Origin of the sequence: Corynebacterium axilliensis (assembly GCF_046097495.1) — a bacterium.
In the GTDB taxonomy this organism is placed as follows: Bacteria; Actinomycetota; Actinomycetes; order Mycobacteriales; family Mycobacteriaceae; genus Corynebacterium.
The window spans coordinates 2,485,075-2,511,497 of sequence record NZ_CP175768.1 but is presented as its reverse complement, the minus strand read 5'-3'; the positions used below and the strand labels follow the sequence as shown (position 1 = coordinate 2,511,497).

At 60.5% G+C, this 26,423-nt stretch carries 18 protein-coding genes and 6 pseudogenes; 11 read left to right on the top strand and 13 right to left on the bottom strand.

Annotation, left to right across the window (positions count from 1 at the left end):
- Positions 1-77 precede the first annotated feature (77 nt).
- The gene (locus ACKFR8_RS12045) at positions 78-1,643 is read left to right on the top strand and encodes a YfcC family protein (protein ID WP_408930199.1); all 1,566 of its coding nucleotides are present in this window, start codon (positions 78-80) and stop codon (positions 1,641-1,643) included.
- A 707-nt stretch (positions 1,644-2,350) separates the two neighbouring features.
- Here ACKFR8_RS12045 and ACKFR8_RS12040 read toward each other — a convergent pair.
- Positions 2,351-2,682, bottom strand: a pseudogene (locus ACKFR8_RS12040) (IS256 family transposase); the annotation flags it as partial.
- 73 nt (positions 2,683-2,755) lie between these two features.
- Here ACKFR8_RS12040 and ACKFR8_RS12035 point away from each other — a divergent pair.
- Positions 2,756-3,949 (top strand): annotated as a pseudogene (locus tag ACKFR8_RS12035) (IS3 family transposase).
- Between the two features lie 37 nt (positions 3,950-3,986).
- On the opposite strand, the pseudogene ACKFR8_RS12030 reads toward ACKFR8_RS12035, so the two are convergent.
- From ACKFR8_RS12030 to ACKFR8_RS12000, 7 genes and pseudogenes are all read right to left on the bottom strand, one after another.
- Positions 3,987-4,836 (bottom strand): annotated as a pseudogene (locus tag ACKFR8_RS12030) (IS1249 family transposase); the annotation flags it as partial.
- 248 nt (positions 4,837-5,084) lie between these two features.
- A complete protein-coding gene (gene arcC / locus ACKFR8_RS12025; RefSeq protein WP_408930198.1) occupies positions 5,085-6,023 on the bottom strand; it encodes a carbamate kinase in 939 nt (312 codons plus the stop codon).
- Positions 6,024-6,033: 10 nt separating this feature from the next.
- Entirely contained in the window at positions 6,034-7,029 is a 996-nt protein-coding gene (gene argF / locus ACKFR8_RS12020; RefSeq protein ID WP_306506957.1) for an ornithine carbamoyltransferase, read from the bottom strand.
- 116 nt (positions 7,030-7,145) lie between these two features.
- Positions 7,146-8,432 (bottom strand): dihydroorotase, encoded by a 1,287-nt coding sequence (locus ACKFR8_RS12015; RefSeq protein WP_306506956.1) that lies wholly within the window; start codon positions 8,430-8,432, stop codon positions 7,146-7,148.
- Positions 8,433-8,456: 24 nt separating this feature from the next.
- On the bottom strand, positions 8,457-9,392 hold the full coding sequence (locus ACKFR8_RS12010; RefSeq protein WP_306506955.1) for an aspartate carbamoyltransferase catalytic subunit: 936 nt from the start codon (positions 9,390-9,392) through the stop codon (positions 8,457-8,459).
- A gap of 5 nt (positions 9,393-9,397) precedes the next feature.
- Positions 9,398-9,955 carry a bifunctional pyr operon transcriptional regulator/uracil phosphoribosyltransferase PyrR gene (pyrR, locus tag ACKFR8_RS12005; RefSeq protein WP_408931019.1) on the bottom strand — a complete coding sequence of 186 codons (558 nt, stop codon included), beginning with the start codon at positions 9,953-9,955 and terminating at the stop codon, positions 9,398-9,400.
- A gap of 95 nt (positions 9,956-10,050) precedes the next feature.
- Positions 10,051-11,346 (bottom strand): annotated as a pseudogene (locus tag ACKFR8_RS12000) (IS3 family transposase).
- A 536-nt stretch (positions 11,347-11,882) separates the two neighbouring features.
- On the opposite strand from ACKFR8_RS12000, the gene ACKFR8_RS11995 reads away from it, so the two are divergent.
- Entirely contained in the window at positions 11,883-12,329 is a 447-nt protein-coding gene (locus ACKFR8_RS11995) for a MarR family winged helix-turn-helix transcriptional regulator (protein WP_296131951.1), read from the top strand.
- Here ACKFR8_RS11995 and ACKFR8_RS11990 read toward each other — a convergent pair.
- Together ACKFR8_RS11990 and ACKFR8_RS11985 are read right to left on the bottom strand one after the other, a co-directional pair.
- Positions 12,326-13,561 carry a M20 family metallo-hydrolase gene (locus tag ACKFR8_RS11990; RefSeq protein ID WP_296131948.1) on the bottom strand — a complete coding sequence of 412 codons (1,236 nt, stop codon included), beginning with the start codon at positions 13,559-13,561 and terminating at the stop codon, positions 12,326-12,328. The genes ACKFR8_RS11995 and ACKFR8_RS11990 overlap by 4 nt on opposite strands.
- Before the next feature lie 10 nt (positions 13,562-13,571).
- Positions 13,572-15,158: an amidohydrolase gene (locus ACKFR8_RS11985; protein WP_408930197.1), complete on the bottom strand. Its 1,587-nt coding sequence runs from the start codon at positions 15,156-15,158 to the stop codon at positions 13,572-13,574.
- Positions 15,159-15,248: 90 nt separating this feature from the next.
- Between ACKFR8_RS11985 and ACKFR8_RS11980 the strand changes: the two genes are divergently transcribed.
- The 4 genes from ACKFR8_RS11980 (at position 15,249) to ACKFR8_RS11965 (ending at position 20,356) form a co-directional block, all read left to right on the top strand.
- A complete protein-coding gene (locus ACKFR8_RS11980) occupies positions 15,249-16,370 on the top strand; it encodes a PucR family transcriptional regulator (RefSeq protein WP_408930196.1) in 1,122 nt (373 codons plus the stop codon).
- 145 nt (positions 16,371-16,515) lie between these two features.
- Positions 16,516-17,883 (top strand): MFS transporter, encoded by a 1,368-nt coding sequence (locus ACKFR8_RS11975; protein WP_408930195.1) that lies wholly within the window; start codon positions 16,516-16,518, stop codon positions 17,881-17,883.
- A gap of 49 nt (positions 17,884-17,932) precedes the next feature.
- Positions 17,933-18,541 carry a cation transporter gene (locus tag ACKFR8_RS11970; protein ID WP_408930194.1) on the top strand — a complete coding sequence of 203 codons (609 nt, stop codon included), beginning with the start codon at positions 17,933-17,935 and terminating at the stop codon, positions 18,539-18,541.
- Between the two features lie 438 nt (positions 18,542-18,979).
- Complete coding sequence (locus ACKFR8_RS11965; RefSeq protein WP_408930193.1) at positions 18,980-20,356, top strand: hypothetical protein; 1,377 nt, start codon at positions 18,980-18,982, stop codon at positions 20,354-20,356.
- 123 nt (positions 20,357-20,479) lie between these two features.
- Here ACKFR8_RS11965 and ACKFR8_RS11960 read toward each other — a convergent pair whose 3' ends face one another.
- Together ACKFR8_RS11960 and ACKFR8_RS11955 are read right to left on the bottom strand one after the other, a co-directional pair.
- Positions 20,480-20,857, bottom strand: coding sequence for a hypothetical protein (locus ACKFR8_RS11960; protein WP_296131927.1), 378 nt, complete (start codon positions 20,855-20,857; stop codon positions 20,480-20,482).
- A 233-nt stretch (positions 20,858-21,090) separates the two neighbouring features.
- Positions 21,091-21,383: pseudogene (locus ACKFR8_RS11955) on the bottom strand (gluconokinase); the annotation flags it as partial.
- A 106-nt stretch (positions 21,384-21,489) separates the two neighbouring features.
- On the opposite strand from ACKFR8_RS11955, the gene ACKFR8_RS11950 reads away from it, so the two are divergent.
- The 3 genes from ACKFR8_RS11950 to ACKFR8_RS11940 all read left to right on the top strand — a co-directional run bounded on the left by ACKFR8_RS11950 (position 21,490) and on the right by ACKFR8_RS11940 (position 24,369).
- The gene (locus ACKFR8_RS11950; protein WP_408930192.1) at positions 21,490-22,377 is read left to right on the top strand and encodes a glycine betaine ABC transporter substrate-binding protein; all 888 of its coding nucleotides are present in this window, start codon (positions 21,490-21,492) and stop codon (positions 22,375-22,377) included.
- Between the two features lie 422 nt (positions 22,378-22,799).
- Positions 22,800-23,372 carry a CAP domain-containing protein gene (locus tag ACKFR8_RS11945; protein ID WP_408930191.1) on the top strand — a complete coding sequence of 191 codons (573 nt, stop codon included), beginning with the start codon at positions 22,800-22,802 and terminating at the stop codon, positions 23,370-23,372.
- A 196-nt stretch (positions 23,373-23,568) separates the two neighbouring features.
- Positions 23,569-24,369 (top strand): GntR family transcriptional regulator, encoded by an 801-nt coding sequence (locus ACKFR8_RS11940; RefSeq protein ID WP_366780291.1) that lies wholly within the window; start codon positions 23,569-23,571, stop codon positions 24,367-24,369.
- On the opposite strand, the pseudogene ACKFR8_RS11935 reads toward ACKFR8_RS11940, so the two are convergent.
- A pseudogene (locus tag ACKFR8_RS11935) lies at positions 24,355-25,019 on the bottom strand (HAD family hydrolase). The gene ACKFR8_RS11940 and the pseudogene ACKFR8_RS11935 sit on opposite strands and share 15 nt — an antisense overlap.
- A 207-nt stretch (positions 25,020-25,226) precedes the next feature.
- On the opposite strand from ACKFR8_RS11935, the gene ACKFR8_RS11930 reads away from it, so the two are divergent.
- Positions 25,227-26,366, top strand: coding sequence for an ABC transporter substrate-binding protein (locus tag ACKFR8_RS11930; RefSeq protein ID WP_408930190.1), 1,140 nt, complete (start codon positions 25,227-25,229; stop codon positions 26,364-26,366).
- Positions 26,367-26,423: the final 57 nt, after the last annotated feature.

The window sequence follows — 26,423 nt, the reverse complement described above, 5'->3', positions numbered from 1 at the left end:
CACTTATTTTTGTTCTTGTACCGACCACTCGCCTGGGACGTTCGCCCCGGGCACCTAGCCAGGGAAGGACTAACACCGTGACCACGGCAGTTCCCCAGCAAGAGGCCCCTGAGAAGAAGAAGAAGAAATTCGAGTTCCCGTCGGCCTTCACCATTCTCTTTTTCCTCACCGTCATCGCGGTGCTCTGTACTTGGTGGGTGCCAGCCGGCTCCTACTCCAAGGTGGAGTACAACGAGGGCGCCGGCGACCTCGTCGTCACCGCGCCGGGCGGCGAGACCAGCGATATGCCCGCCACCCAGGAAACCCTGGACCAGCTGGGCGTGCCGATCAACATCGACAGCTTCACCGGCGGGGACATCACCAACCCCGTCTCCATCCCCGGCACCTACGAGCGCGTTGACCCGAACCACGCCGGCTTTATGGACATCCCGCTCAGCATGGTGCACGGCACCATCGAGGGCGTGGACATCATCGTGTTCATCCTGGTGCTCGGCGGCCTCATCGGCGTAGTGCGCGCAACCGGGGCGTTCGAATCCGGCTTGTTCGCGCTGACCAAGAAGACGAAGGGCCGCGAGTTCATTCTCGTCGCCGCGGTGTCGATCCTTATGGTGATGGGCGGCTCCTTCTGCGGCCTTGAGGAGGAGGCGGTGGCGTTTTACCCCATCCTCGCCCCCATCTTCATCTCGCTCGGCTTCGACGCGATCATTGTGGTTGGCTCGGTGTTCCTCGCCGGCTCCATCGGCTCGGCATTCTCCACCATCAACCCGTTCTCGGTCATCATCGCCGCCAACTCCGCGGGCATTAAGTTCACCGAGGGTATCGGCTGGCGTGTCGCCGGCGCGGTGGTGGGCGCGATCGTGGTGATTGCCTACCTGTACTGGTACGCCAAGAAGATTAAGAAGGACCCCTCGGCCTCCATCGCCTACGAGGACCGCGAGAAGTTCAACGCGCAGTGGCAGCTCGACACCGCGGAGGAGGACATCCGGTCGTTCGACCTGAAGCAGAAGGTCATCCTGATCCTCTTCGCTGCGGCCTTCCCCATCATGGTGTGGGGCGTGATGGGCCAGGGCTGGTGGTTCCCCACCATGGCAGCGTCCTTCCTCATCATCGCGATCATCATCATGATCCTGTCGCTGTTTGGCAAGCACAAGCTCAGCGAGGGCGAGGTAGTTGAGGCCTTCTCGCAGGGCGCTTCCGAGATGGTGGGCGTGGCCTTGATCATCGGCCTCGCCCGCGGCATCAACTTGGTCCTCAACGAGGGCATGATCTCCGACACCATGCTCGACGCCGCCACCCGCCTCGTCTCCGGCATGCACGGCCCCGTGTTCATCCTGATGCTGATGCTGGTGTTCTTCTTCCTCGGCTTCGTGGTGCCCTCGTCCTCCGGCCTCGCCGTGCTGGCGATGCCGATCATAGCCCCGCTCGCGGACTCCGTGGGCATCCCCCGCTTCATCGCCGTGTCCGCCTACAACTGGGGCCAGTACGCGATGCTCTTCATCGCCCCGACCGGCCTGGTTATGGCCACGCTGCAGATGCTGCATATCAAGTACTCCCACTGGTTGAAGTTCGTCTGGCCGATGGTGGCGTTCATGTTCGTCTTCGGCGGCGCGATGCTTGTCGCGCAGGTGCTCATCTACAGCTAGGGCCGGTGCCCTCCCCCCGCCCTCGGCGGGGCAAGGAGTGGTTCACGGAGACGTACCGGCTACCGTCGCCGTAGATGAAGTGGAGGTGCGACGCCTCCCGAACGATGCGCAGGTAGCCGTCCGTCACCAGTGAATGGCACGCGGAACACAGGGGCAGCAGATTCTCCAGATCTGTGTGGCCCCGTTTTCCCATTCCTTAACGTGGTGGACCTCGATGAAGCGCGTGTGCGTGCACCCCGGCGCTCGGCACGCCGATGTTGTTGGGCAAGTAGGCGTGGCCAGGGTGGTTTTCGGGGTGGTGCGGGCGATGTGAACGATGCCCGTCAGCGCCTGCACTAGCTTCCGGCCGATCGGCAGACCGTACCCGGATACCGTCTGCCGCGGAGCGCACGCCGCCTCCGCCGCCCAGTAGCTCGTCGACGCCGTTGTACGCGATCTCCCCGATCTTTAACGCCGCCGGTAGTACCCGGGTTGCTTCTCGACGTCCTCCCCGCCGGTCTCGCCGTACGCGGTCAGCGCAATCTCGAGCTCGTGATAGCCCAGCTCCCGCTCGTTGGCATTATAAAATTGCTTCCCACAGGCTTTCTATCAGCGGAAACGGCGCCTATAACGTGCGTGTTTTTGCCCCCTCCGCGCCTCAAACCTCCGCATTGCGGACAAGTTGGGTTAAGGGTCAAAAGTGTGTCTGGCTCGGCGTGTCGCTTGGGTTAGATTTGTCCTTTTTGGATGCCGATTGAGTGGGTGTAGTTGGTGTCGATAGCGTTGTCGTAGAGGGCTGGTCGTCCTGTTTCGTGGTCTGCTTGGTTCTCGTTGTGGGTCAGGATAGGTACTTTGGCGAGTTGGTCCTGGCCCCAGTTGGACTGCCTGGCGATTTCTACGGGATCGTCGGGCAGTTCTGTTTTAGATACAGCCACCACTTAAGCATTCGGCGTTGGTGTTCACCGCGTCTTCCGCGGTGAACGAGTGCTAGTAGTTTCAGCTGGGAGTTGATACCGCCTTCAAGGCTGTTGGTGGTGACTTTTATCCGTTGTGTGTCAAGGGGACCTGACCCCCGTTAGGTAGACACCTGATATCCAGCCCGGTTGGGTTGGGAAGAAAGGTAATCTACCACCATGCCTAGGTACTCCGAACAGTTCAAACGTGATGCTGTGGCCCTCTACGAAAACAATGAGGACCTCTCACTTCACGCGGCTTCAGCAGAGCTTGGAGTCAATCGTTCCTCACTTTTCTCCTGGCTTAAGCAGTACGACACCGGCAAGCGTGCTCGCACGAAGACCTTGCGCGATGAGGCTCAGGCGACGACTGATTCTGAGCGGATCCGCCAGCTAGAAAAGGAAGTCTCTAAGCTTCGTGAAGAACGCGATATCCTGCGTAAGGCCGCGAAGTATTTTGCTTAAAGAGACACGCTGGTAATCCGCTTCCAGTTTGTCTATGACCACCGAACCGAATACTCGGTCAAGCGGATGTGCCACGTGTTAAAGCTCAATCGCTCCTCGTTCTACAAATGGGTTAACACCCGCGAAAAACGCAGGTTAAATATGTGCTCTGATGCTCTTATTGGCGCAAAAATCAAAACCATCTTCGATGATGAGCACGGGCTTTATGGTGTTAAACGCATCGCTGCAAGCCTCAACGACGATACGGACTTTCCTCCGGCCAACCATAAGAAGGTTGCACGCATCATGAAATCCATGGGACTGAAAGGCTTTAGTAAGCGGCGTCGGTGCATCACCACCAGGCGCAAGCCTGGCCACCGAGTCATGCCAGATTTAATAGGCCGCAAATTCACCGCTGACAGGCCGAACCACGTCTACGTAGGCGATATCACCTACCTGCCGTGTAAGGGCGGCAAGAACATGTACCTGGCCACGGTCATCGACGTCTACTCGCGCAAGCTCGTTGGTCATGCGCTCGCCGATCACATGCGGGTATCGCTGGTTATCGAAGCTTTGTCTCATGCCAGAAGAGTCCGCGGAAGCCTTAAAGGGGCAATTTTCCATTCTGATCATGGCAGTGTGTACACCTCACAAGCATTTAGGGACCACTGCGCTCATCTTGGTGTGCGCCAATCCATGGGAGCGGTGGGAACGAGTGCCGATAATGCCCTGGCAGAATCGTTTAACGCCACCTTAAAACGTGAAGTCTTGCGTGATCGGAAAGTCTTTGACAATCCAATCAGCTGTCGCCAAGAAGTCTTCCGGTGGTGCATGCGCTACAACACGCGCAGACGGCACTCCTGGTGCAACCTTCTAGCCCCCGATGCCTTCGAAGCACTCACATCAACTACACTGACCCAAGCAGCATAGCTAACCCCCGACGTGTCTACTTTCCGGGGGCCAGGCCCAGGACTCCGTCGGGTGGGTTGAGGAAGACAAACAGCAGGTTGCTGCGCCAGAGGTGGTTCAAACTGCTGTAGGGCCTTGCGCACGCTGGCATTAGTCCAGGTGCGCGTCCAACGACCGGTCTGAGGGTCTTTAACAAGCGTCTTTTCGTCTAACCAGCTGCGGTAGACCGAGGCGAATTCACGCAGTTGAGCACCCCACTGGCTGGCTTGGTCGATAGTGCTAATACGTGTGGGTTTTAGCGCTAGCTGGTAGATGGTGCGCCCGGCATCAGTGCGTGGGCGTGAGGTCGTGTAGCGGCGGACTACGCGTTGAGCATGCACCAGGCAGCGCTGGATAACCGTAGAAGGCCAGCATTATTTGATAGCGCTGGCAGCTCCTTGACCGCCATCGATGACAGCGATAAACGGTGCTGGGATGCGCTGCAAAAGCTGTTTATACGCGTGGGTGGTTTCGCGTTTGCACCAGTGCCAGGCGATGACGTGGTCGATGGTGGCGGCCACGATTAAGCATCCACTGGTGGTGTAGGGCCCATCGATAAAAACCTGATCGTAGATTCGGCCTGTATGCCCGATAGTGGGATCAGGAACGTCAACAAGCCAGCACCAGCTGAAGCGTCGTTTAATCGTTGAAGTGCTGACACCATTGTGTTTGGCTACTGCTGAAAGCGTGGTTGTGGTGGTGCAGTGCTCGATAAACTGGGCGAATGTAGCTGCTTTGGCGACATCTGGCCGGCTTTTGCTGACTGAAGCACCGCAGGCTTTGCATCGCCATCGGGTAGTGCCTTTGCGGGTTGTTCCATTGCGTTTGGTATCACCGCCGCAGTAGCAGCGTGGTCGGTTCTTTGGCATTGAGCCACCACACCACCGCCTACTACCACAGGCGGGCAGCCACACTGTGGATTTACCGCGTTGAGGCCAGATATATGCTCCCAAAGCGTATATCTGACGCTAACCTACAGGTCAGAACCTAAAAATCCCCGATCCCAGACACGCTTTCTGACCCTTTACCCGACAAGTTGGTGCGCGCCAACTATTTGGCCACGAAAACGGGGCACGAAACCTTTCTAGGTTCCGCGCCCCGCGATTGGGCGGCGGGCTTAGCTCTTGATGGAGGTGCCCACGGTGCCGTTCAGGGCCTCGCCGGCGTTCTCCAGCGAGGTGATGATGGCGGTCCGCCCGGCGCCGCCCTCGACGTAGGAGACGCACGCCTCCACCTTAGGCAGCATGGAGCCGGGGGCGAACTGGCCGTCCGCCATGTGCTGCTTGGCCTCGTCGACGGTGATCTCGGTCAGGTCGCGCTGCTCGGGCGTATTGAAGTTGACTGCCACGTTCGCCACGGCCGTGAGGATGATCAGGTGGCTCGCGCCAACTTGGTCAGCCATGATCGCGGCGGAGCGGTCCTTGTCAATCACGGCGGGCACGCCCTCGAAGCCGCCGCCGTCGCGGCGGACAACGGGGATGCCGCCGCCGCCGGTGGAGATAACCACTGCGCCTGCGTTGACGAGCGAGGTGATGGCCTCGCCCTCGACGATCTCCGTCGGCTGCGGCGATGCCACAACCCAGCGCCAGCCGCGGCCGGAGTCCTCCACGTACGTCTCGCCGGTCTCCTCCATGAGGCGCTTCGCGTCCTCCTCGGAGTAGAAGGAGCCGACGGGTTTGTTCGGGTTGTTGAAGGCCGGGTCATCGGCCTGAACTAGTGTCTGGGTGATCAGCGACGCCACGGGCTTGGCAATGTCCCGCTTGTGGAGCTCGTTTTCCAGCGCCTGCTGCAGGTGGTAGCCGATGTAGCCCTGGCTCATGGCGGAGCACTCGGGGAACGGGATCTCCGGCGTGCCGCCGACCTTCTCGGCCGAATTGTCGGTGGCAACCTTGATCATGCCCACCTGAGGACCGTTGCCATGGGTGATGATCACCTCGTGGCCGCCTTCGATGAGGTCGACCAGCGCGGTGGCGGTGCCCTGGATCAGCTCGAGCTGCTCCTGGGGCGAGTTGCCCAAGGCGTTCCCGCCGAGGGCGACAACCAAACGGTGTCCCATGTTGATTCTCCTAGCTGAGGGTGGCGTACATGACGGCCTTGATGGTGTGCATGCGGTTCTCGGCCTCGTCGAAAACCTTGGACTGCGCGGACTCGAAGACCTCGTCGGAGACTTCCATCTCGGACACGCCGAACTTCTCGGCGATGTCGGCGCCGATGGTGGTCTTCGTGTCGTGGAAGGAGGGCAGGCAGTGCATGAAGATAGCGTCGTCGGCGGCCTTGGCCATGACGTCCTTGGTCACGCGGTAGGGCTCGAGGAGCTTGATGCGGGACTCCCAGATGTCGTCGGGCTCGCCCATGGACACCCAGATGTCGGTGTAGATCACGTGCGCGCCGGTGGCGGCCGCGTCCACGTCCTCGGTCAGGGTAACGGAGCCGCCGTTCTCAGCGGCAATCTCCTTGCACTGCTCCACCAGCTCGGCCTTGGGCATCTGCTCCTGCGGGCCGCAGGCGACGAAGTCCAAGCCCAGCTTGGCGCAGACGACCATGAGCGAGTTGGCCACGTTGTTCTGGGCGTCGCCCATGAACACGAACTTGAGGCCCTTAAGGCCCTGCGGGAAGTTCTCCTCCACCGTGAGCATGTCCGCGATCATCTGGGTGGGGTGGAACTCCGTGGTCAGGCCGTTCCACACCGGCACGCCGGCGTTGGCGGCCAGGTCCTCGACGATCTCCTGGGCGAAGCCGCGGTACTCGATGCCGTCGTACATCCGACCGAGCACGCGGGCGGTGTCCTCGATGGATTCCTTCTTGCCCATCTGCGAGGAGCCCGGGTCCAGGTAGGTCACGCCCATGCCCAGGTCCATGCCGGCGACCTCGAAGGAGCAGCGGGTGCGGGTGGAGGTCTTCTCAAAGAGCAGGACGATGTTCTTGCCCTCAAGGTAGCGGTGCGGGGTGCCGGTGAGCTTCAGATTCTTGAACTCTTTGGAGAGCTTGATCAGGTAGCGAATTTCATCGGGGGTGAAGTCGAGTAGCTTGGTGAATTTGCGGCCGCTAAGGCTGACAGGCATTGGAAACTCCTTTTCGAGTTGGAAGAGGACGGTGGGAATTCCGTCCACTGTCGATGGTAACGCCGAGGCGGCTGCTTGTTCTATGCCTAACGCGTATGAGAATTATCACTGTTTGCTTATCGACGATCCCCAGCGAACGTCACCTCGCCCCGCAACACCGTCGCGGCGACGCGGGTGCTGAAGGTGTGGCCGCGGTACGGCGTGTTGCTGGACTTGGAGGCGAAGCCGGCCTCGTCCACCGCCCACGTGTCGTCCTCGTTGACCAGGGTCAGGTTGGCCGGCTCGCCCTCGGCGATGGGCCGGCCCTGGTCGGCGAGGCGGGTGATCTCGGCGGGGCGCTCGGACATGACCTTGGCCACCCAGCGCCAGTCGGCGAGGCCGCCCCTGACAAAGATCTCGGCGATGATGGCCAGGGAGGTCTCCAGACCCAGCATGCCCGGGCGAGCGAGCTCGAACTCGCATGCCTTGTCCTCGGGGGTGTGGGGTGCGTGGTCGGTGGCGACGACGTCCACGGTGCCGTCGAGAAGCGCCCTGCGCAACGCCTCCACATCGGTCTCCTCGCGCAGCGGCGGGTTGACGCGGTAGGTGCCGTCGTAGGTGTCCAGCAGGTCGTCGGAGAGCAGGAGGTGGTGCGGGGTCACCTCGGCGGTGATGTCCGCGCCCTGCTGCTTGCCCCATGCGATCAGCTCGACGGAGCCGGCGGTGGAGGCGTGGCAGAAGTGGACGCGGCCGTGGTAGTCGCGGGCAAGCAGGATGTCGCGGGCCACGATGGACTCCTCGGCGACGCGTGGCCAGCCGCCCAGGCCGAGGCGGCCAGCGTTCTCGCCCTCGTGGGCGCTGGCCCCCTCGGTCAGGCGCGGCTCCTCGCAGTGCTGGGCCAGCAACACGTCGGTACCGCGGGCGTACTCGATGGCGCGGCGCATGACGCGCGGGTTTTCAACGCACTTGCCGTCGTCGGAGAACATGCGCACCTTGGCGTCGGAGCGGGCCATGAGGCCGAACTCGGTGAGCGTCTCGCCCTCTAGGCCCTTGGTAACGGCGCCCACCGGGTGCACGTCGCACAGGCCCACCTGCTGGCCCTTGTGCCAGATGGCCTCGGAGATCACCGGGGAATCGTTCACCGGGGTGGTGTTCGCCATGGCGAACACGGCAGTGAACCCGCCGCGCGCGGCGGCGCGGGAACCGGTCTCGATGGTTTCGGCGTCTTCGCCGCCGGGCTCGCGCAGGTGCACGTGCATGTCCACCAGGCCCGGCAGGAGCACAGCGCCCTTGCCGTCGAGCGTGGAATCCGCCTGGGCGTCCGCGCCCGCGTTGACGGAGGCGATCACGCCGTTTTCCACCAGCACGTTAACCGGCTCGCCCTCGCCGTAGGGGCGGACGTTGGTGATGAGCAGGGAAGTCATGGAAGTCGTCCTTTCGCGGCCCGGTTAGGCCAGATCCTCGTTGGCAAGAAGGGTGTAGAGCACAGCCATACGGGCGTGCACGCCGGTGGCCACCTGCTGCAGCACGGTGGACTTGTCCTGGTCCGGCACCACGTAGTCCATCTCCATGCCGCGCAGCATCGGGCCGGGGTGCATGACAATCGCACCGGGCTTCATCGCGGCGGAGCGCTCCTCGTTCATGCCGAAGAGCGCGGAGTACTCGCGGTTGGACGGGAAGAAGCCGCCCAGCATGCGCTCGGCCTGCACACGCAGCATCATCACCACGTCCGCGTCGGGCAGTTCCGCGTCGAAGTCGGCGGAGGTGCGTACCGGCCAGTTCTCCACGCCCACCGGCAACAGGGTCGGCGGCGCCACGAGCACCACCTCCGCGCCGAGGGTGGACAACAGGTCCACGTTGGAGCGCACCACGCGCGAGTGCAGGCAGTCGCCGCAGATGACAACCTTCTTGCCTGCCACGTCCCCGATGCGCGAGCGCATGGTCACCGCGTCCAGCAGGGCCTGGGTGGGGTGCTGGTGGCGGCCGTCGCCGGCGTTGACCACGCTCGGGCCCTTGCCGCCCGGGGCGACAACCTCGGCCAGGTGCTGGGGCGCGCCGGAGAGCGGGTGGCGGATGATGATCGCGTCGGCGCCCAGCGCCTTCAGCGTCAGGCCCGTGTCCCGCAGGGACTCGCCCTTCTTTACCGAGGAGGTGGAGGCGGCGATGTTCATCATGTTGGCCGACAGTGCCTTGCCCGCGGCCTCGAAGGAGGAGCGGGTGCGCGTGGAGTTCTCGTAGAAGAGGTTGAACACCATGCGGCCGCGCAGCGTGGGCAGCTGGGGCACAGAGCGGCCCTCGAGCGACTCGCGGAAGCGGTCGGCGGTGTCCATCAGGGCGACGATCTCGTCCTTGGACAGGTCAGAAATGCTCAGGAGGTGCTTCACGCTTCTTACGCTTCCTTTCGAGTGAGGATGACCGAGTCGCTGCCGTCAATCTCTTCCAGCAGCACAGCGACCTTTTCTTCGGTGGAGGTGGGCAGGTTCTTGCCCACGTAGTCCGCCCGAACTGGCAGCTCGCGGTGGCCGCGGTCCACTAGGACCGCCAGCTGGATGCGCGCGGGGCGGCCCAAGTCGCGCAGGCTGTCGAGCGCGGCGCGGATGGTGCGGCCGGAGTACAGCACGTCGTCCACCAGCACAACGGTGGCGCCGTCGATCCCCTCGTCGGGGATGGAGGTGGGCTGCAGCGCGCGGTGCGGGCGTCCGCGCAGGTCATCACGGTAAAGCGTGGTGTCAAGAGAGCCGGAGGGGATCGTCTTTCCCCCGTACTGCTCGATCTTGGTGGCGAGCCGCTTCGCCAAGGGAACGCCGCCGGAAGGGATTCCCAGGAGGACAACGCGGTCAGCGTCCGCGGTCTTTTCAATGATCTGGTGCGAAATGCGGTCGAGCGTGCGGTTGATATCCGCAGCGTCCATGAGTTCTCTCATTATTCTGCTCCTTCTCCGCGTCAGTGCGCGGTCCTTAAAGGATCTGTTGTGGCACCCTCTCGGGCTGAGGGAGATGGTAGCACAATGAACTGGCCCCCGAAAGTTGGACTGGTTTAACTCTAGGTGGTTAGGGCTTCAAGGGTCTGATTTCGATATTGCATCGGGGTCAAGCCCTTGAGTCGTTGTTGGATGCGTTCGGTGTTGTACCACTGGATGTAGTCGTCGATCGCCTGGTTGAACTCTGCGACGGTGTCGAAGACTTCTCCGTGGTACATCTCGGTTTTCAAGTGGCCGAAGAAGTTCTCCATGACCGCATTGTCGTAGCAGTTGGCTTTACGCGACATCGACTGAACACCGCCGTTGTCATGAATGAGGTTGCGCCAGGACGAATGCCGGTACTGGAAACCTTGATCGGTGTGCATCATCCCCCCAGTCTCAGGCGCACACATTTTAATCGTCTGAGTTAAAGCATCGGCGGTAAAGGCTGTCGACGGTGATGTAGCCACGGTGTGGGCAACGATTGAACGGTCGAACAGATCCATCACCGGTGACAGGTAGACTTTGCGGCCTGCGATCCTGAACTCGGTGACGTCGCTGACAAAGACGGTGTTTGGCTTATCTGAGGTGAACTTGCGGTCAAGTGTGTTCTCGGCAATGTGGCTGATCGTCCCGTTGTAGGAAACATATAGCCTGCGCTGGCGGACCTTGGCTCGAAGCCCCAACTCGCACATGAGTTTGTAGACGAGCCTGTGGTTGACCACCCACCCCTGGTTGCGCAGGTCAAGTAGCACTCGCCTGTAGCCGTAGCGATGCTTGTTACGTTCGAAGCTTTCCCGGATCGCGTCTTTGAGCGCAGCGTGCTTGTCCGGCTCGCTGAGTCGTTTCTGGTGGTAGAAGAACGTCGATCTCGGCATGCCTGCCGCATCCAAAAGGTATTGCAGACGATGCTGTGACTTGAGGATGACAATCGCCTGGACTTTCAGGCGCGTCCCTGATTCCTCACGTCCCGCATTTTTTTAAGTAAGCGTTGTCCGCTTCCAACCGTGCGATCTGGCGACGCAGCTTGTCCTCCTCCGTGAGCAGCTTCGGCGCGGCCGAACCTTTAGGCCTGCCTTTCGGCTTCGGTTTTAACGCGTCATCGCCACCTTTACGCCATTTCCACGACCACTGGCTGACTAGCTGCTCTGATGACAGGCCAAATTCACGCGCGAGATCCATCGCTGTCTCACCAGCAAGGTGGCGTTGGACAACTTCCTTCTTGATTTCGAACGAATACTGCTGCTTAGTCGGTTTCTCCACGAGACATAACCTGCCATGCAGCGTAAACCGACGATAGAGCATACAGACGGCGTATTTGGAGACATCAAGAGCAGTAGCAGCAGCCTTAAAGCCCATGCCTTGCTCAAAAAGTTCAACCAACTGCTCGCGCTGATGCTCACTCAGCGAACTTCGAGCTCTCAATGAAAACTACTCCCCACTAGTCGGTAACTGATTTTCTCAGTCCAACTAATGGGGAGCAGTTCATCCCTTCGGAGGGCGGCTTAGGCCGATAAACGAAGGTACGTGATAGAGACACCGTCGAGCCCCCGTTCAAACCTGGGGGCTCGACGGCGTTTCGCCTCCTCCACCCCCGCTCGCATCCCCCGCACCCTCCCCCGCCGGCTGCTTCGGGGATGAAAAGCCGAGGGTAGGACGCTCACAGAGATCTGGGAGGAAAGATTCGAGATTGCCACATACATTTTTAATAAAAAAGTTGCATACTATCTTTCGTGCGTTGGAGAGAACGCACACAGAGAGAGATAGAGAAGCTTCAGCGTCCGAGGCCCCCACTGCGTGCGGCCCGGGCGCTGAAGTTTTTCAGTTCTGAGTTTGATGTTGTCTACGTTTTTCCATGTTTACAGCCCTCAGAACTGCTTGCGGAGTCCCCGGCAGCACTTTTAGTCTAGAAATCGTGACACACAACGAATCCGTCCAGGAGACCATTTCGGCATGGCTGCGGCTCGAACGCGCTCGTAACCGTTTTGATACCGAGGCGCGCCGTCACTATGGAATCTCCGGCTCTCATCTCGCACTTCTCCGGCTCATCGATAAGCAGGGCCCCATTTCCCTGCTCGAACTGCGCAAGGTATTGGGCTGGCAGTCTGCCACCATTGGTCAAGCCGTCAAGCGCTTGGTGCGCGACGATCTCATTACGCTGACCGACGACCCTGCGGATCTGCGCCGCCGCGTCTGCCGCATCACTGAGGAGGGCGGGCGCTTCCTGCTTAACGTCCCCATGGCGGGACCGGCCCGCCTGCGTACCTACGAGGTCAGCGAGGACGAGCTCGCCGCCATGCGCCGCGGATTCGAGATCGCGCTGCGCGCCTACGGCTACGAGCCCTGGAGCGACACGAACTAGCTCTCCCCGCAGCCGGAGACGACCAACCGACGGGTCACGTGCGTGAGCACGTCCAGGCCGGCCACGCAGTCGGACTCAGTGGTGAATTCCTTCTCGTTGTGGGAGATGCCGTCTTTAGACGGGATGAACAGCATGACCGTGGGTACGAACTCCTTGAGGTTCGTCGAATCGTGCCCGGCCACCGTGTAGATCTCCTGGTGGGGGTAGCCCAGCTCCTCCACTACCTCGCGCGCCAGCTTTACTCCGGCGTCCGGGTACGGGTTGAGCGCCCACTCGTGGGTGAGATCCAGCGCCACGGACGTGCGGGATTCTTCCTCCGCCGCGGTGATGAGCTCCCGCAGCTTCTCCTGCGCCTGGGACAGGACCTCCGAGGACGGCGAGCGCAGGTCCACGTTGAAGCGCACCTCACGGGCGATCGTCACCGGCGAGTTCGGCTCCAGCGTCAACTGCGATACCGAGGCCTGCAGCTTACCCTCCGGGAACTCACGGGTCAGCCGCTGGACCGCGGAGATGATGAGCGAAGCGCCGAAGAGCGCATCGCGCCGGTCCGCCATGAGCGTCGACCCGGTATGCCCCTGCTCGCCGGACACCACGGCCTGGAATTTTCGCGCTCCCCACGTGGCCGTGACCAGACCAATGGTGTTGCCCGCGGCCTCGAGCTCCTTGCCCTGCTCCACGTGAATTTCCGCGTATGCTGCCAGCGTCGGTGCTTCCTCGCGCGGGGCCCAGCCCGCTTCCTCCTGCGCCTGCGCGACGGTGACGCCGGCGAGATCGGTGACCGATTGGGCGTCGGAAAGCGCAAGCACCCCCGTGAAGACAGAACTGCCCATCATGGACGGCGCGAAGCGCGAGCCTTCCTCGTTGAACCAGTTGATTACGGCGAGGTTGTAGCGCGCGTCCACGCCGGACTGCGCCACCCGGCCCGCCGCATGTGCAGCGGCCAGCACACCATACGCGCCATCGAAGCGGCCAGCTAGCGGCTGCGAGTCCAGGTGCGAACCCAGCCCCACGTAGTCCGCGCCCGGCACGAGTTCGAAGAGGCCGTACTGGTTACCAATCTCGTCATAGATGACCCGCGCGCCGAGGGACTCCAGTACCTCGTGGAACCAGGCGCGGTTGAGGTTATCGCCCTCACTCGCCGCCTGGCGCTCCACACCGCCGCCCGGAGTCGCGCCATTCGCGGACATGGCCTGAAAGTCTGCCAGGAATTGTTCGTTGGTGGTCTCTCGCATGATGTTCTCCTTAGATAGTTCCGTAGCGCAGCTCGCCGCCGACGATGGTGGCGTCCACGCTGATGTCTGTGAATGCAGTGGTCAAAGGGTCGTGGGACAGCAAGGCGAAGTCCGCCAACTGGCCCGGAATCACCTGTCCCTTGCGCCCTGCCCAGCCTGTCGCTGCAGCCGATCCGGCGGTGTAGGCGTACAGGGCTTCCGCAGGTGTTAGCCGGTCCTGTGACCCATAGAGCTCGCCGGACGCGGTGCGCCGCTCCACGAAAGCCTGCATGACGTCCAGCGGCCGGCCCGGCGCGACGGGTTGATCGGAGCTGCCGGGAAGGACCAGAGAGGCATCAAGCAGACGCTTGCCCGGGTAGCTCAGCGCAGCGCGTTTGGGACCCAATGCCTCTGCCATGGCGTCTCCGAAGGCTGAGATGAACAATGGCTGCGGCACCACGACGATGGGTTGACCGCGCAGCCGCTCTATCTGATCCGGCCGCACCACCCCGCCGTGCTCGATGCGGTGCGGCATCGACGGGGCGCCATAGCGTGCAGTGGCTTCCTCCAAGGTTTCAATGGCAAAGTCCACTGCGGCGTCCCCAATAGCGTGAATGGCCAGGGACCAGCCGGAGGCCGCCGCGTCGAGAGCGCGGGAGCGCATCTGGGACGGATCTCCTTGAAAGTAGCCATGGTGCGCGCAGCAGGCATAGTCCTCCGTGAGGGCGGCGGTGGTGCCCAGTAGCGATCCGTCGCTAAATATCTTGACCGGTCCCAACTGCAACCACTCGTCACCGAATCCCGTGCGGATTCCGCCATCAAGTCCCCAGCCGGGACCGTCTGCCGCGTGCCCTGCCACTGCATGCAGTACGTCCATGGTGACCATCACCTGCATTCGTGTGTGCAGGGTGGCGTCTTGGTAGGCAGCGATTTCCCGGGGGCTATGCCCAATCCACCCGCCGGCCACGCCAGCATCCGTTACTGACGTCAGGCCCCATTCCAGGTACTGCCGGGTAGCCTTCTCCAGCGCGCGGCCAATCTCTGCTCCGGATTCAGGCAGCGTGACCTCTTGGATGTAGCGCATCGCGTTTTCATCCAGTACACCGGTGCACCCATTGTCATCGGTGAGGAACTCCCCGCCTTCGACCTCAGGGGGATCTGCGGGGTCCACGCCCGCGGCACGAAGAGCAGCCGTGTTCACTGTGTAGGCGTGCCCAGAATTGTGCTTAATGAGCAGAGGCTTGCCGTTCGTCGCGCGATCCAGCGCTGCAATGTCAACGGAAGCGTCCAACCCTGAGGGCCGGAAGCCGGCAGCAACTATCCACCCGTCGGGGTTAGGCTCAGCAGCAGAAAGCGCGCCGTAGACATCATCGGGCGTGGTGGCGCGGTCTAGGGAGACATCAAGCAGCGTTTGGCCGAACCACACTGAGTGGGCGTGGGCATCATTGAACCCGGGGGTGAGTGTGCGCCCGCCGGCATCCCACGTCTCACCGGCAGGCAACGACCGCGCTGCCTGGTCCAGCGCCAGAACGCGCCCGTTGGCACACGCAACTGCTGACGCCACCGGGTGGTCAGGGTCTTGGGTAAGGATGTGGGCGTTGTCAATAAGCGTGATCATGCATCCTCCTTGTGTGGTTCACCACATCCTAGTTCGTACTGTGACACGCACCAGGCAAAGTACTAACCATCACTGTGTAGGCTTGTGCACATGCACGATGACAGGTGGCGAGCCATTGTCTCCCGCGCCCACGTCCCACAGATGGTGGAGGACTTCCTGACGGAATTTGGGGACCGGTACGGTGATGCGCGGGTGAGCGACGAAGAGCTACGCCTTACCGCCTTCGAAGCCTTCGCCCACATCACCGACATCCTGACAGGCGCGATGCCCTTAGAGGACATGGAGGCGCACTCGCAGGCGCTGGGACGTCGGCGTGCACAGCAGGGCGTGGAACTGGCCTGGCTTATCGACGCCATCCAGCTTGACTTCACCATCCTCTGGTCACACCTACGCACCGCCGCAGGCGCAGATCAGGACACACTGATTGACCACGTGTCTCAGATCCATTCCGTTGTGACTTCGTACAACCTGATGGTGCGTGATGCCTTTCTCCTTGAAGAAGCCCGCAGCCACAACGACGCGCAGCTTGCGCACGCCCGCCACGTGGAACGGCTATTCTCCGCGGAACAATTGGACCCCTTCGACATTGCAGAGGTCGCCCGCGCGCTAGGGGTCGGCCTAACCGATTCCTTTGACGTTGTCGTAGCCCACCCCAGTGCAGCAATTCGCCTCAATAGCCTGCTGCGCAGCCCAATCTCCGCAGGAAAGGCTTTTGGCCATGGCTTTCGCGGCACTTTTGTGGCCTTCTGGCCCATGGCTAATCAGCCAGCATCCACTCAACTTTCCAGTAATTCACTCGTCACCGTCCCGGGAGTACGGTTTTCCCACACCGCGGGCCTCGAAGGCGTCCGGAACGCCGCACGGCAGGCTCCGAGCGTCTTCGCGGCAACCGGCGAGCTCAGCATGCTGTACGACGCGCCCGAGCTTCTCTGGGCCGTGGCCGGGGATGCCCTGGCCAACTTTGAGCACAGCGGAATCAACGAACTCACCCGCGACATAGACACGCTGCGCTGGGAGCATGAGCCGGTGTACGAGACGCTCGTGGCCTTTCTGGATTCTGGATCAGTAAAGGACACCGCGCGCACTTTAGGCTGCCATCGCAATACGGTGATTAATCGCCTTCGCCAGGTCACGGACACTACCGGATTGGACATCTCCCGCCCGAAGGATGCAGCCAAGGCACTCCTCGCTCTTCGCCGCGCGCCACACTAGATCGAAACAGTGGTGTGCACGGTCACAGCTGAACCGCTCAGAATCTGGTGCCATGCATAAAAACACTCAAGACGGCACCCCGCGAGGTGATCTGACTCTATCGTGTTGGGAAAGGTAATATGTCTCACACAAGGAGCACCTCGACATGAGCACTCCCGCATCTTCAGCAGTTCCCACTGAGAGTCTGCCCGCAGAGTCTCAGCACGCAGAAATCCAGGTCGATTCCAAGGACGTCTTCCGCATCGCCAGCTCAGCCTTCGTAGGCACAGCGCTCGAGTGGTACGACTTCTTCCTCTTCGGCACCGCCGCCGCTCTCGTCTTCAATGACCTGTTCTTCTCTGGAATGTCCGGCACGGGAGCAGCGCTCGCGTCCTTCGCTACGTTCGGCGTCGGATTCCTCGCCCGCCCACTCGGCGCCGTGCTATTCGGCCAAATCGGTGACAAGATGGGCCGGCGCCCAGCGCTCATCATCTCCATCGTTGTCATCGGCGTAGCCACCGGCATCATTGGCTTACTCCCCACGTACGCCTCGATCGGCGTCTGGGCTCCCATCGCGCTAGTGATTCTCCGCCTTCTTCAAGGAGTCGCTGTAGGCGGCGAGTGGGGCGGCGCCACCACGATGGCAATCGAGCACGCTCCCGCGGAAAAGCGTGGGCGCTACGCAGCGTTCGTTCAGATCGGCTCCCCCGCGGGAACACTCCTATCTTCCGGCGCCTTCGCACTTGTTCTTATGCTGAGCGACGACGCTGTCAACTCATGGGGCTGGCGCATCCCCTTCCTCATCGCCTTCCCATTCTTGGGCGTTGCCTTGTGGATCCGCACCAAGGCCGAAGAGTCCCCCGTATACAAGGCCCTAGAGGAGGAAGCTGAAGCCGACGAAGCTGCCCACAAGGGCTCACTCAAGGAGCTGTTCACCCGCCACTTTCCGCAGCTCTGCCTGGCATCGGCCGCGGCCTTCCTGGGCATCGGCGGATTCTTCGTCATGAGCACCTACGTACTTTCCTACGCCACCACGGCCCTGGATTTTGAACGCCAGACTGTTGTCAACGCAACCCTGTTGGCCGCTGTGTGCCAGATCTTTATCAATCTCTTCTTTGGCCGACTCGGCGAAAAGTTCGGCCCCGGGCGCATCATTGGCTTTGGCGGAGTGGCCACTGCAGTGATGGCGTGGCCGCTGTGGGCCATGATTGATTCAGGCAACGTGGTACTACTCACCCTGGCAGTCTGCCTGGGGCTCTCCCTAGTCACCATCACCTACTCGGTATCCGGCGTGCTGTTGTCCGAGATCTTCCCGGCAAACGTCCGCTATTCCGGAGTGGCGATTTCCGCCAACATTGCCTCCGCGGTCGCCGGACTGCTCCCCTTCCTCGCCACAGCGATGAATGCGTCCAACGACACCCCTAGCCCCATCCCCGGAATCATCATCTTGGCCGTCGCCGCGCTGATTACCGCTTACGGTGGGTTTGCCGGTGAGAAGCACCGCCGCGACGACGACATCGTCGTCTCCGACTAGCCCACCCCTGAGCACGTGACGCAGCGGTAACATAGTAAGCTGAACCGCTATGACTCACGAGCTGTCCTCCTCCACCCTAGATGCCCGCGCGCGCCGCATCGTGGCCTGGGTGGCTGCGCTGAACCTCCTCGGGTTCTTCGGCGAGGTCCTCGTCGCCTCCATTATTGGCTCCGCTTCCTTGTTCGCGGACGCAGCCGATTTCTTGGAGGACTTCCTCATCAACGCGCTCGTGCTCGCAGCGCTACGGTGGCGCCCGGAGGGACGCCGAAAGGCAAGCTACGTGTTGGCGGGGCTGATTCTGGTGCCCGCGGTGGCGTCACTAAGCACCGCCATATGGAAGATGATCACTGGAGCCGTCCCGGAACCCTTTGCCTTGTCCGGCACTGCCGTGGTGGCGATGCTCATCAATCTCGTGTGCGCCCTGCTGCTGGTGCGGCTGCGCCGCGGTGGGGCGCTCACCCGCGGGGCGTGGCTGGCGGCACGCAACGACGTGGCCGCGAACGTGCTCATCCTGTTGGCTGGCCTGGTGATGCTGGCGTGGGCAAGCCCGTGGCCGGACATCGTGGTTGGGCTCCTTATCGGCGCTATCAACCTGCGCGCAGCGGCCGAGGTCTTTGAACAGGCACGCGCCGAGGATCCGGAGATCGAAGAGGATTAGACGGCGTTAACTTCAGCAGGTTTTAAGCCGTGGGTGTTAACTTTTGCAATTTTGCTTGCTTCTTGCGGGTTAAAAAGTAACTTCCCGACACCTTCCAGCAACCCGATTTCACCCCTGGATGAGGTCAAACTTTAGTTTATGTCCAATCGGTCAAGCAGACGTTTTCGCACCATACGGTCTATAGGGACATTTGCGAGGTAGAGGCAAATTTCTTAGCCAATTGTTCACCTCCGTGCTACCCTATCGAAATTTAATTTAAGGTCAAAAGTATACACAACGTTAAGGGTGCGCTTTCCTGAAATCCGCCTTATGGTTACTTCACGTCACGCACTGAGCCGTACGGAAACACACAGGGCCGTACAGCGCATGCACAGTGCGTCGCCCGACATTCGAGTTCTTCTCGAAGACCCAAACCAACATTTTTCAGGAGATTTCACCATGACCATGCGTCGTCGTACCGCTGGCCTCGTCGCCGGCCTCGCGATTGCAGGCACCGCCCTCATCGCACCGGCAGCTTCTGCTGCAACCCACACCGAGTCCTACCCGGAGACCCCGGCCGTCAACGCCAAGCTCCCCATCGTTCACACCACCCACGGTTCCGACCACATGAAGGCCAACGTCCTCAACCCGCGCCCGGTGTGCAACCCGTGGGAGGACCACCGCACCGTGGTCTACAAGGTGACCGACAACTTCATGCCGGCTGGCACCATCTCCACCACCAACCAGACCAAGAAGGACATCCCGCTGCAGCAGAAGCTGTCCAAGTCCCAGTCCATCTCTTTGTCCGTCAACGGTGACCGTACCGAGACCACCTCCATGAACCTGGGCGGCAAGGGCTCCGGCAAGGGTGCTGAGGGCTCCTTCGGCGTCTCCCGCCAGATTGCCACCAAGCTGGGCGCTTCCGCGTCCTACTCCCTGTCCTGGGAGGCCGGCCAGTCCATCGGACCGTACGACGTTCCGCCGAACCACACCGGTGAGGCCACCTACGGCTTCCGCGTTCTGAACATGACCGGTACCCAGCAGTACTGCAAGCCGAACGGCACCTGGTCCACCCCGACCTTCTGGTCCGCAATGCAGCCGATGAAGAACGAGGTTCGCGTCAAGCTGTACGACGACATCGCGGATTCCTACGCTCCGAACAAGGACGCTCAGAACACCACCGACGTCAACGACCCGAAGGTTGTTGAGGAGGAGAAGTCCCCGGAGGCTGACGCCGAGGTCCTCAAGGACAACGAGGTCGCTCCGGAGGAGAAGGCCGTGTCCGAGGCTGAGGGCAAGAAGGAAGAGGAAGCCGACAAGAAGAAGCAGGAGCAGATCGACAACGGCACCGCTTCCAACGAGAAGCTGGACCTGAAGCCGGTTCTGACCACCTCCGGTGCTAAGCACGCTGGTTTCGCCGGTACCGTTGCTCTCCGCCTGGAGAACGTCGGCTCCGAGCGCTACTACGGCGACTTCCCGGCAGTTCAGTACCGCGTTGATGTCAAGACCGCTGAGGGCCCGAAGGGCGTTGACCGCCTCATCACCCCGCGTTCCTCCAACGGTGCACACATCCGCGACCTGGGCTTCGACGAGAAGACCTCCACCCGCTCCTTCGAGGTGACCCTGGCCAACCCGATCAACGCTGGTGAGTCCGCTCGCGTTGCCAACCTGGACTTCGGCGACGGCAACACCAAGGAAGGCCGCCTGAAGAACTTCATCGAGGTTACCCAGATTTCCCGCCTGAAGGGTGACAACTCCACCGCCAACGACCAGAACGTTGATTCCCGCAAGGCAACCGTCAACGACTTTGGCAAGGAGGCTGAGGGCCTGTTCTAAAACACAGCCCCCGCCCCTTCTAGTGCAGCGCCCTCGGCGCATAGCACAACTGCAAGGAACCCCGACCGCATTGTTCTCGGTCGGGGTTCCTTTATATATAGGTAAGGATCGTGCGAGGCACAGCTACAGGGTGGGCAGGTTCGCGCGCTGCACCTCGGCACGCGCGTTCGAATCGAACGTGGCACACAGTGCCGCGGCGACGAAGCGCACTCCGCCCGCCGGCGAGGAGGAACCAACCCGCTCAGCGCAGCCCTGCAGCGCGGGCATGCCAATATTCTGACCCGGGGAGGTCATGGAATAGAAGGAGGCAGCGGTGAAAGATCCGCCGTCGGCACGCACAGCGTTGGATGAGCCCTTAATGGACTGCCACGCGATGGCACCTACCGGGTCGGTGAGGAACTGATCGCGCTCGGTCTGGGTGAGCTCGGCACTGGCGACGGGGGCGGAGAGGCTTAGAGATACAACCGCAGCGGCAGCTGCGGCAAGAATGCGGTTCTTCATGTTTCACACACTACTGCATGGGTGGCAACTTCACACCCGGTGGTTGTAACCACATAGAAAACGGGGGTAAACCTAGATCACATAGCGCAGAGAAGGCTTTGCCTCTTGAACGTCATGGATACCTGGGAACCGGTCCTGGGCGCCGGTCCGTTGCTCGGAATTGCAGTCGCCTCCATCGCCGCCATCTTGGTTATGGTCATCTTCTTCAAGGTGCACGCCTTCGTCACGCTGGTGACGGTCTCCGGCGCCGCGGCCCGGATGAGATCGCGGTAGAAGCGCTTGAGTGCGGAGCATCCCACGATGGCGCCGGACTCCTGAGCAGCGAGAAATCGTCCGATGGACTCGAGCCAGGGCTTGCGGTCATCGTCGTCAAGCGCGCGCCCCGCCGCCATCTTCTCTATGTTCGCCGCAGGGTGCATATCGTCACCGTCACGAAAAGGAAGGCCGGTGCGCTGCGCCAGCAGCTCCCCCACCGTAGACTTTCCGCAGCTCGATACCCCCCCATAACCACAACGTGCCTGCGCATCGCCCCTCCTTCATACCTTGCACCGATCCTACCCACTCGCGCTACTGTATTTTCGCGGCCCATTGCTTTAGCGATGTTGTCACCACACTCCGCGAAAGGACACACCATGCTTCCCCGTCAGGTATTGCCCACCATCCTTGCGGCAGCACTGGCCGTTCCCCTTGCATCGTGCGCGTCAGTACTTTCCTCCTCCACCACGGATAAGGATCCCGCGACCATCACGCTGGGCTACATTCCCACGTGGTCGGAGGGCTTGTCCGCCGCCTTCCTGTTGGACAATAAGCTCAAGGCAGCCGGCTACGCGGTGGAGCATACGCCGCTTAGCGACGCCTCCTCGGTCTACACCGCACTCGCCTCCGGCGAGATCGATATCTACCCGGCCGCGTGGCCGGAGCACACTCACAAGCAGTACATGGACGAGCACGGCAGGACCATTGAGGACTACGGCGCCTTCTATGACAACGCGCGCCTGACCTGGGCTGTGCCGGAGTACGTCGACGGCATCGATTCCATTGCGGACCTCAAGGGCCAGGCCATCCGCTTCGACGGCCAGGTCGTGGGCATCGAGCCAGGCGCCGGCCTGACCAAGGCCTCCCAGGAGACCATCGACGCCTACGACCTCAACGACTACACCCTGGCCACCTCTTCCACCCCGGCTATGCTCTCGGAGCTGGAATCCGCCACCGCTGCCAAGAAGGACATCGTGGTCACCCTGTGGCGCCCCTTCTGGGCCAACTCCACATTCGCCGTTAAGGATCTGCAGGACCCGGAGGGAACTCTGGACACTACCGAGGGCCTGCACTGGCTAGCACGCGGGGGCTTCGAGTCCGACAACCCGGAAGTCGCTGAGTGGCTCAGGGAGCTAAAGCTTGACGACGATCACTATGGCAGCCTCGAAGATCTCATTGTCAACGAGTACGGCGAGGGCGAGGAGCCTAGGGCCGTCCAGGAATGGCTTGACAAAAACCCAGACGCGGTCACGGACATCAAGTAACTCACCCGCGACACCACCGCGCTGACCTTCGCCGCATCGGGCTTCCATAAGTGCAAAATCCAGTTTCCCAGTGAATGTCCATATTTTTTTAAAGAAATAGACAAGTAATCGTTAAAGGCTGCCCCGTCACCAACTAAAAACGCAGGTCGCCAAACCCCCTACCTGAGCCACCACCCCCGGGTGTCACCCCCAGATTCGAAGCTAACTGGATTTATCTATGCAAATTCAGGCAAAAAGCGCCGAAACTCAGAATTTCTCTGAGAACCCGACCGCAAACCTTCGCAAAATCGCCCTCGAACCTTAAAGTTGCTGGTCAGCTGGCTTTTGATAGCTATGGAGAGCTTTACTTTTAAGTGAAAAGAGCTGCGGAAGCGCAGTAATCACCCGCCAATTCAGGCTTGAAGTAAAGAAAGGCACCGTCAATGTTCCGCCTTCAGTTTGGTTCCACCACTAAGAAGTTCGTCGCCCCGGTCGCGGCTGCCGCAGCCCTCTTCGCCGGCTCCGTCACCGCCCCGGCTTACGCCGCCAGCTCCTTCGGCCCGTTCAATGCCTCCGCCTTCGGCCTGCCGCAGAACATCACCCAGCACGTCCCGGCCGCCGCCGGCCCCGTCGCGCACCCGGCCCCGGCAGCAGCCAGCGTCCAGGGCCTCATCAACCAGACCAATGCTCAGCGCGTGGCCAACGGCCTGGCCCCGCTGCGCGTCGACCCCAGCCTCTCCAACCTGGCGCAAGACTGGGCCAACACCCTGAGCCGCGATGGCGTTACCCGCCATCGTCCGAACTACTGGACCCACTACCCCGCCGGCCTGCCGGCTGGTGGCGAGAACGTCCTCCAGGCCTGGAACGACTACAGCGACGCCCGCCTGGTTCAGCTCTGGATGGACTCCCCGGGCCACCGCAAGAACCTGCTCGACCCTCGCGCGAAGTCCGTGGGCATCGGCATGGCCGTCACCCCGGAGGGCAAGCTCTTCGCCGTACAGAACTTCGGCCGCTAAGCGCCGCGACAGCCCGAAGGCCCAGCCTCTTCCACCGCAAGTGCGTGGAGGGCTGGGCCCTTGGTCGTTTTCGGCGGCAGGGGTACCCGTTCCGCAGGAGCTTGGAGCTAAGACCGTCGGTGCTGTCGTCTCCACCGCCGACCATTAACTCGTCGCCGAGGTAGACACGGTTGTCGTCGCCGTCGCTTCTCCCCACGTGGAATTCACGGAGCTATCAATCCAATTGTCACTTAAGGCAGACAGTACGATAGTCCGTGTGTACAGCCTCGAACGCCAGACGCACCTCTACCTTCATATCGCCGACGAGCTACGCTCACGGATTACAAATGGCGATTTGAAGCCCGGTGATGTACTTCCTTCAGAGCGCACACTCTCTGAGTCCTTCAATGCATCAAGAATTACGCTACGCCGAGCCTTGGACATACTCGAGGCCGAAGACCTCCTTGAGCGTCGCCGAGGCCGCGGAGGCGGAACCTACATTAAGTCGACACCGCCCACCGTCGAACTCAACAGAATAGAAGGATTCCTTCCCCAGCTCCGAGAGAGGGGCCGCATTGTTAAGTCCCAAGTATTGGACACTGACTTGCAATCTGCACGTCCAGAAATCGCCGAAATATTGGGTCTAGAGCAGCACGCTCAGGTATTCCGCATTGTTAGACTACGCAGAGTCAGCGGAGTACCGATGTTGATAGAAGATTCTTTCTTCCCAGTCCCAGTCGCTCCGGACCTCTTGAGTCAAGACTTGACAGGGTCTTTGTATGAGCTCCTGTCTAAGCGATATTGCGCGAAACCCTCTCACAAGAGGGAAACGATCACTCCTGCTCTTCCAACAGCATGGGAGCAGAAGAAGCTTCAACTACGTTCCGACCAGCCCATCCTAAGGATTAAGAGAACGACATATTCGAAAGACGACACCCCAATCGAGCACTCTCTCGATGTCCTTCGTTGCGATTTAGCTCAAGTGGAAGTTTTCACAGATCCGCTAGATACCGCGTAGGACGACCTCTGCCGCATTCTCCATTGCGTCAAAGGAGTAGTCACAGAGCTCCATGCCCTTCGATTTCGGCCCCACGGCAACAGCTGCCATCCCTGCGGAATGAGCGCTAGCAATCCCTGCCGCGGAATCCTCAAATACCAACACAGACTTAGGGTCTACTCCCAGCACCTTGGCCCCAAGAAGGAAACCTTCCGGGTCCGGTTTTCCCGTTTTACATCTTCGATTGTCACAGCAAATGGGATGAGGGCCGATAAGTTACTCTCAAACAACACAGGCTCAATGAGCTTCCTAAAAGTACCGGTGACGATTCCAACCCTTATGTCTCGGCTCTGGAGTGCCTGGATCATGCTCACCGTCTTGGTTCCAATCAGCTCATTTCCACGGCTTTGCTCAAGATAGCTCGCAGTCAGAGCTTCAAGTAACTCCTCTACACGGTGTTCTGCAGAACGAGCTTCCGTCAGCATCCGTGAAATATCTCGGTCACTTAGCCCAAGCAAGGCTTCGTATTCACCCTCTTTTAATGGTTCAAGTTTCAACTTTCTAAGCGCATTGTCATAGGCCTTCTCCAAGACCGCCTCATCGTTACTCAGCGTTCCGTTAAAATCGAAAATTACTGCCGAAGATTCTAATACCAGCTCTACAAAAGGCATATTTTCTCCAATCAAGAACTCCGTCAACCGTTACGGAAGCCAGCATAAGTGGCCCCTATAAAGGACAGGAACTCTTGCTTAAAGGTATTAAATTGTCTTCCACTAGAGTTAACCTGGAGGGAACCTAGGGGAAATCATCGAGTGCCAGACTTTTCAGTGTCCAGAAATTGGTCCTCAAGCTCACTCCGGACTCGAAAGGATTACTCAATGTCCAGCACACTTTCCCGACGTTCAATTCTCCAGGCTCTCGGCCTAGGCGCAGGACTTGCCGTTACCGGCACGACTATTGCAGCCTGCGGAGGAAATAGCTCTTCAACTACGGCCAACCGCAATGCAGGTGGCAACCTCGACGAGATTGTGAAGCTTGCCAAGGAAGAAGGCGAAGTTCGTCTCATTGCCTATCCTGAAACGTGGGCAAACTACAAAGGCCACTTCCAAAAGTTCGAAGAAAAATACGGCGTAAAAATCAAGGTCGACTCCCCAGACGCCTCTTCTGCGGAAGAACTTGAAGCGGTAAAGAACCTTCGGGGTCAAGAAACGCAGCCCGACATCCTCGACATTGGCTACTCATTCACCACTCCTGCGATCAACCAGAAGCTCATTGAGGCATACAAGCCTTCTAACTGGGACGCTATCCCTGAAAACCTCAAAGACAAGGACGGCATGTGGGTAGGTGCCTACTACGGTGTCCTCTCTGTTGGTGTCAACAAGAAGGACGTCGAGGTTCCGACCACCTTTCAAGATCTGAAAGACCCGCAGTACAAGGGGAAGATTTCTCTGCCGGGCGATCCACGCCAGGGCGCCTCTTCCATCGCTACCGTCTTCGCAGCGGCGCTAGCTAATGGTGGATCTTTGGACGATATTCAACCAGGAATCGACTTCTTTGCCGAGCTCGCAGAAATGGGCCACCTTGTGCCGACAGCAGATCCTGCTTCGGGAATGACCACTGGTGAAGCATCGGTCATTTTCGACTGGAATTACAACTGGGTGGGTGTGCAGGACCAGTTGATAAAGGATGGCGTTGATTTTGAGATGACAGTTCTCGAAGATGGTGTATTCGGCAATTACTACGCACAACCGTGCACTATCGAGTCTCCCCATCCTAACGCTGCCCGCCTTTGGATTGACTGGCTTACCTCGGATGAGGGGTCTGAGCAATATGCTTTGGGAGGTGCCGTTCCAGCACGCTTTACGGAACTTGCCGAGGCAGGAAAACTATCTTCCAAGGCCCTTGAAACCCTTCCGGATCCGAAGATCGTGGAGAAGGTCAAGCTGCCAAACTCAGACCAAGGTGACAAGGCGAATTCTGTCATCGCAACTCAGTGGGCCCAAAAGGTAAAGTTCTGATGTCGGTGACAACAATCCCTTCCAGAGAACCCAGTTCACGGAAACAGAAACGAAAGA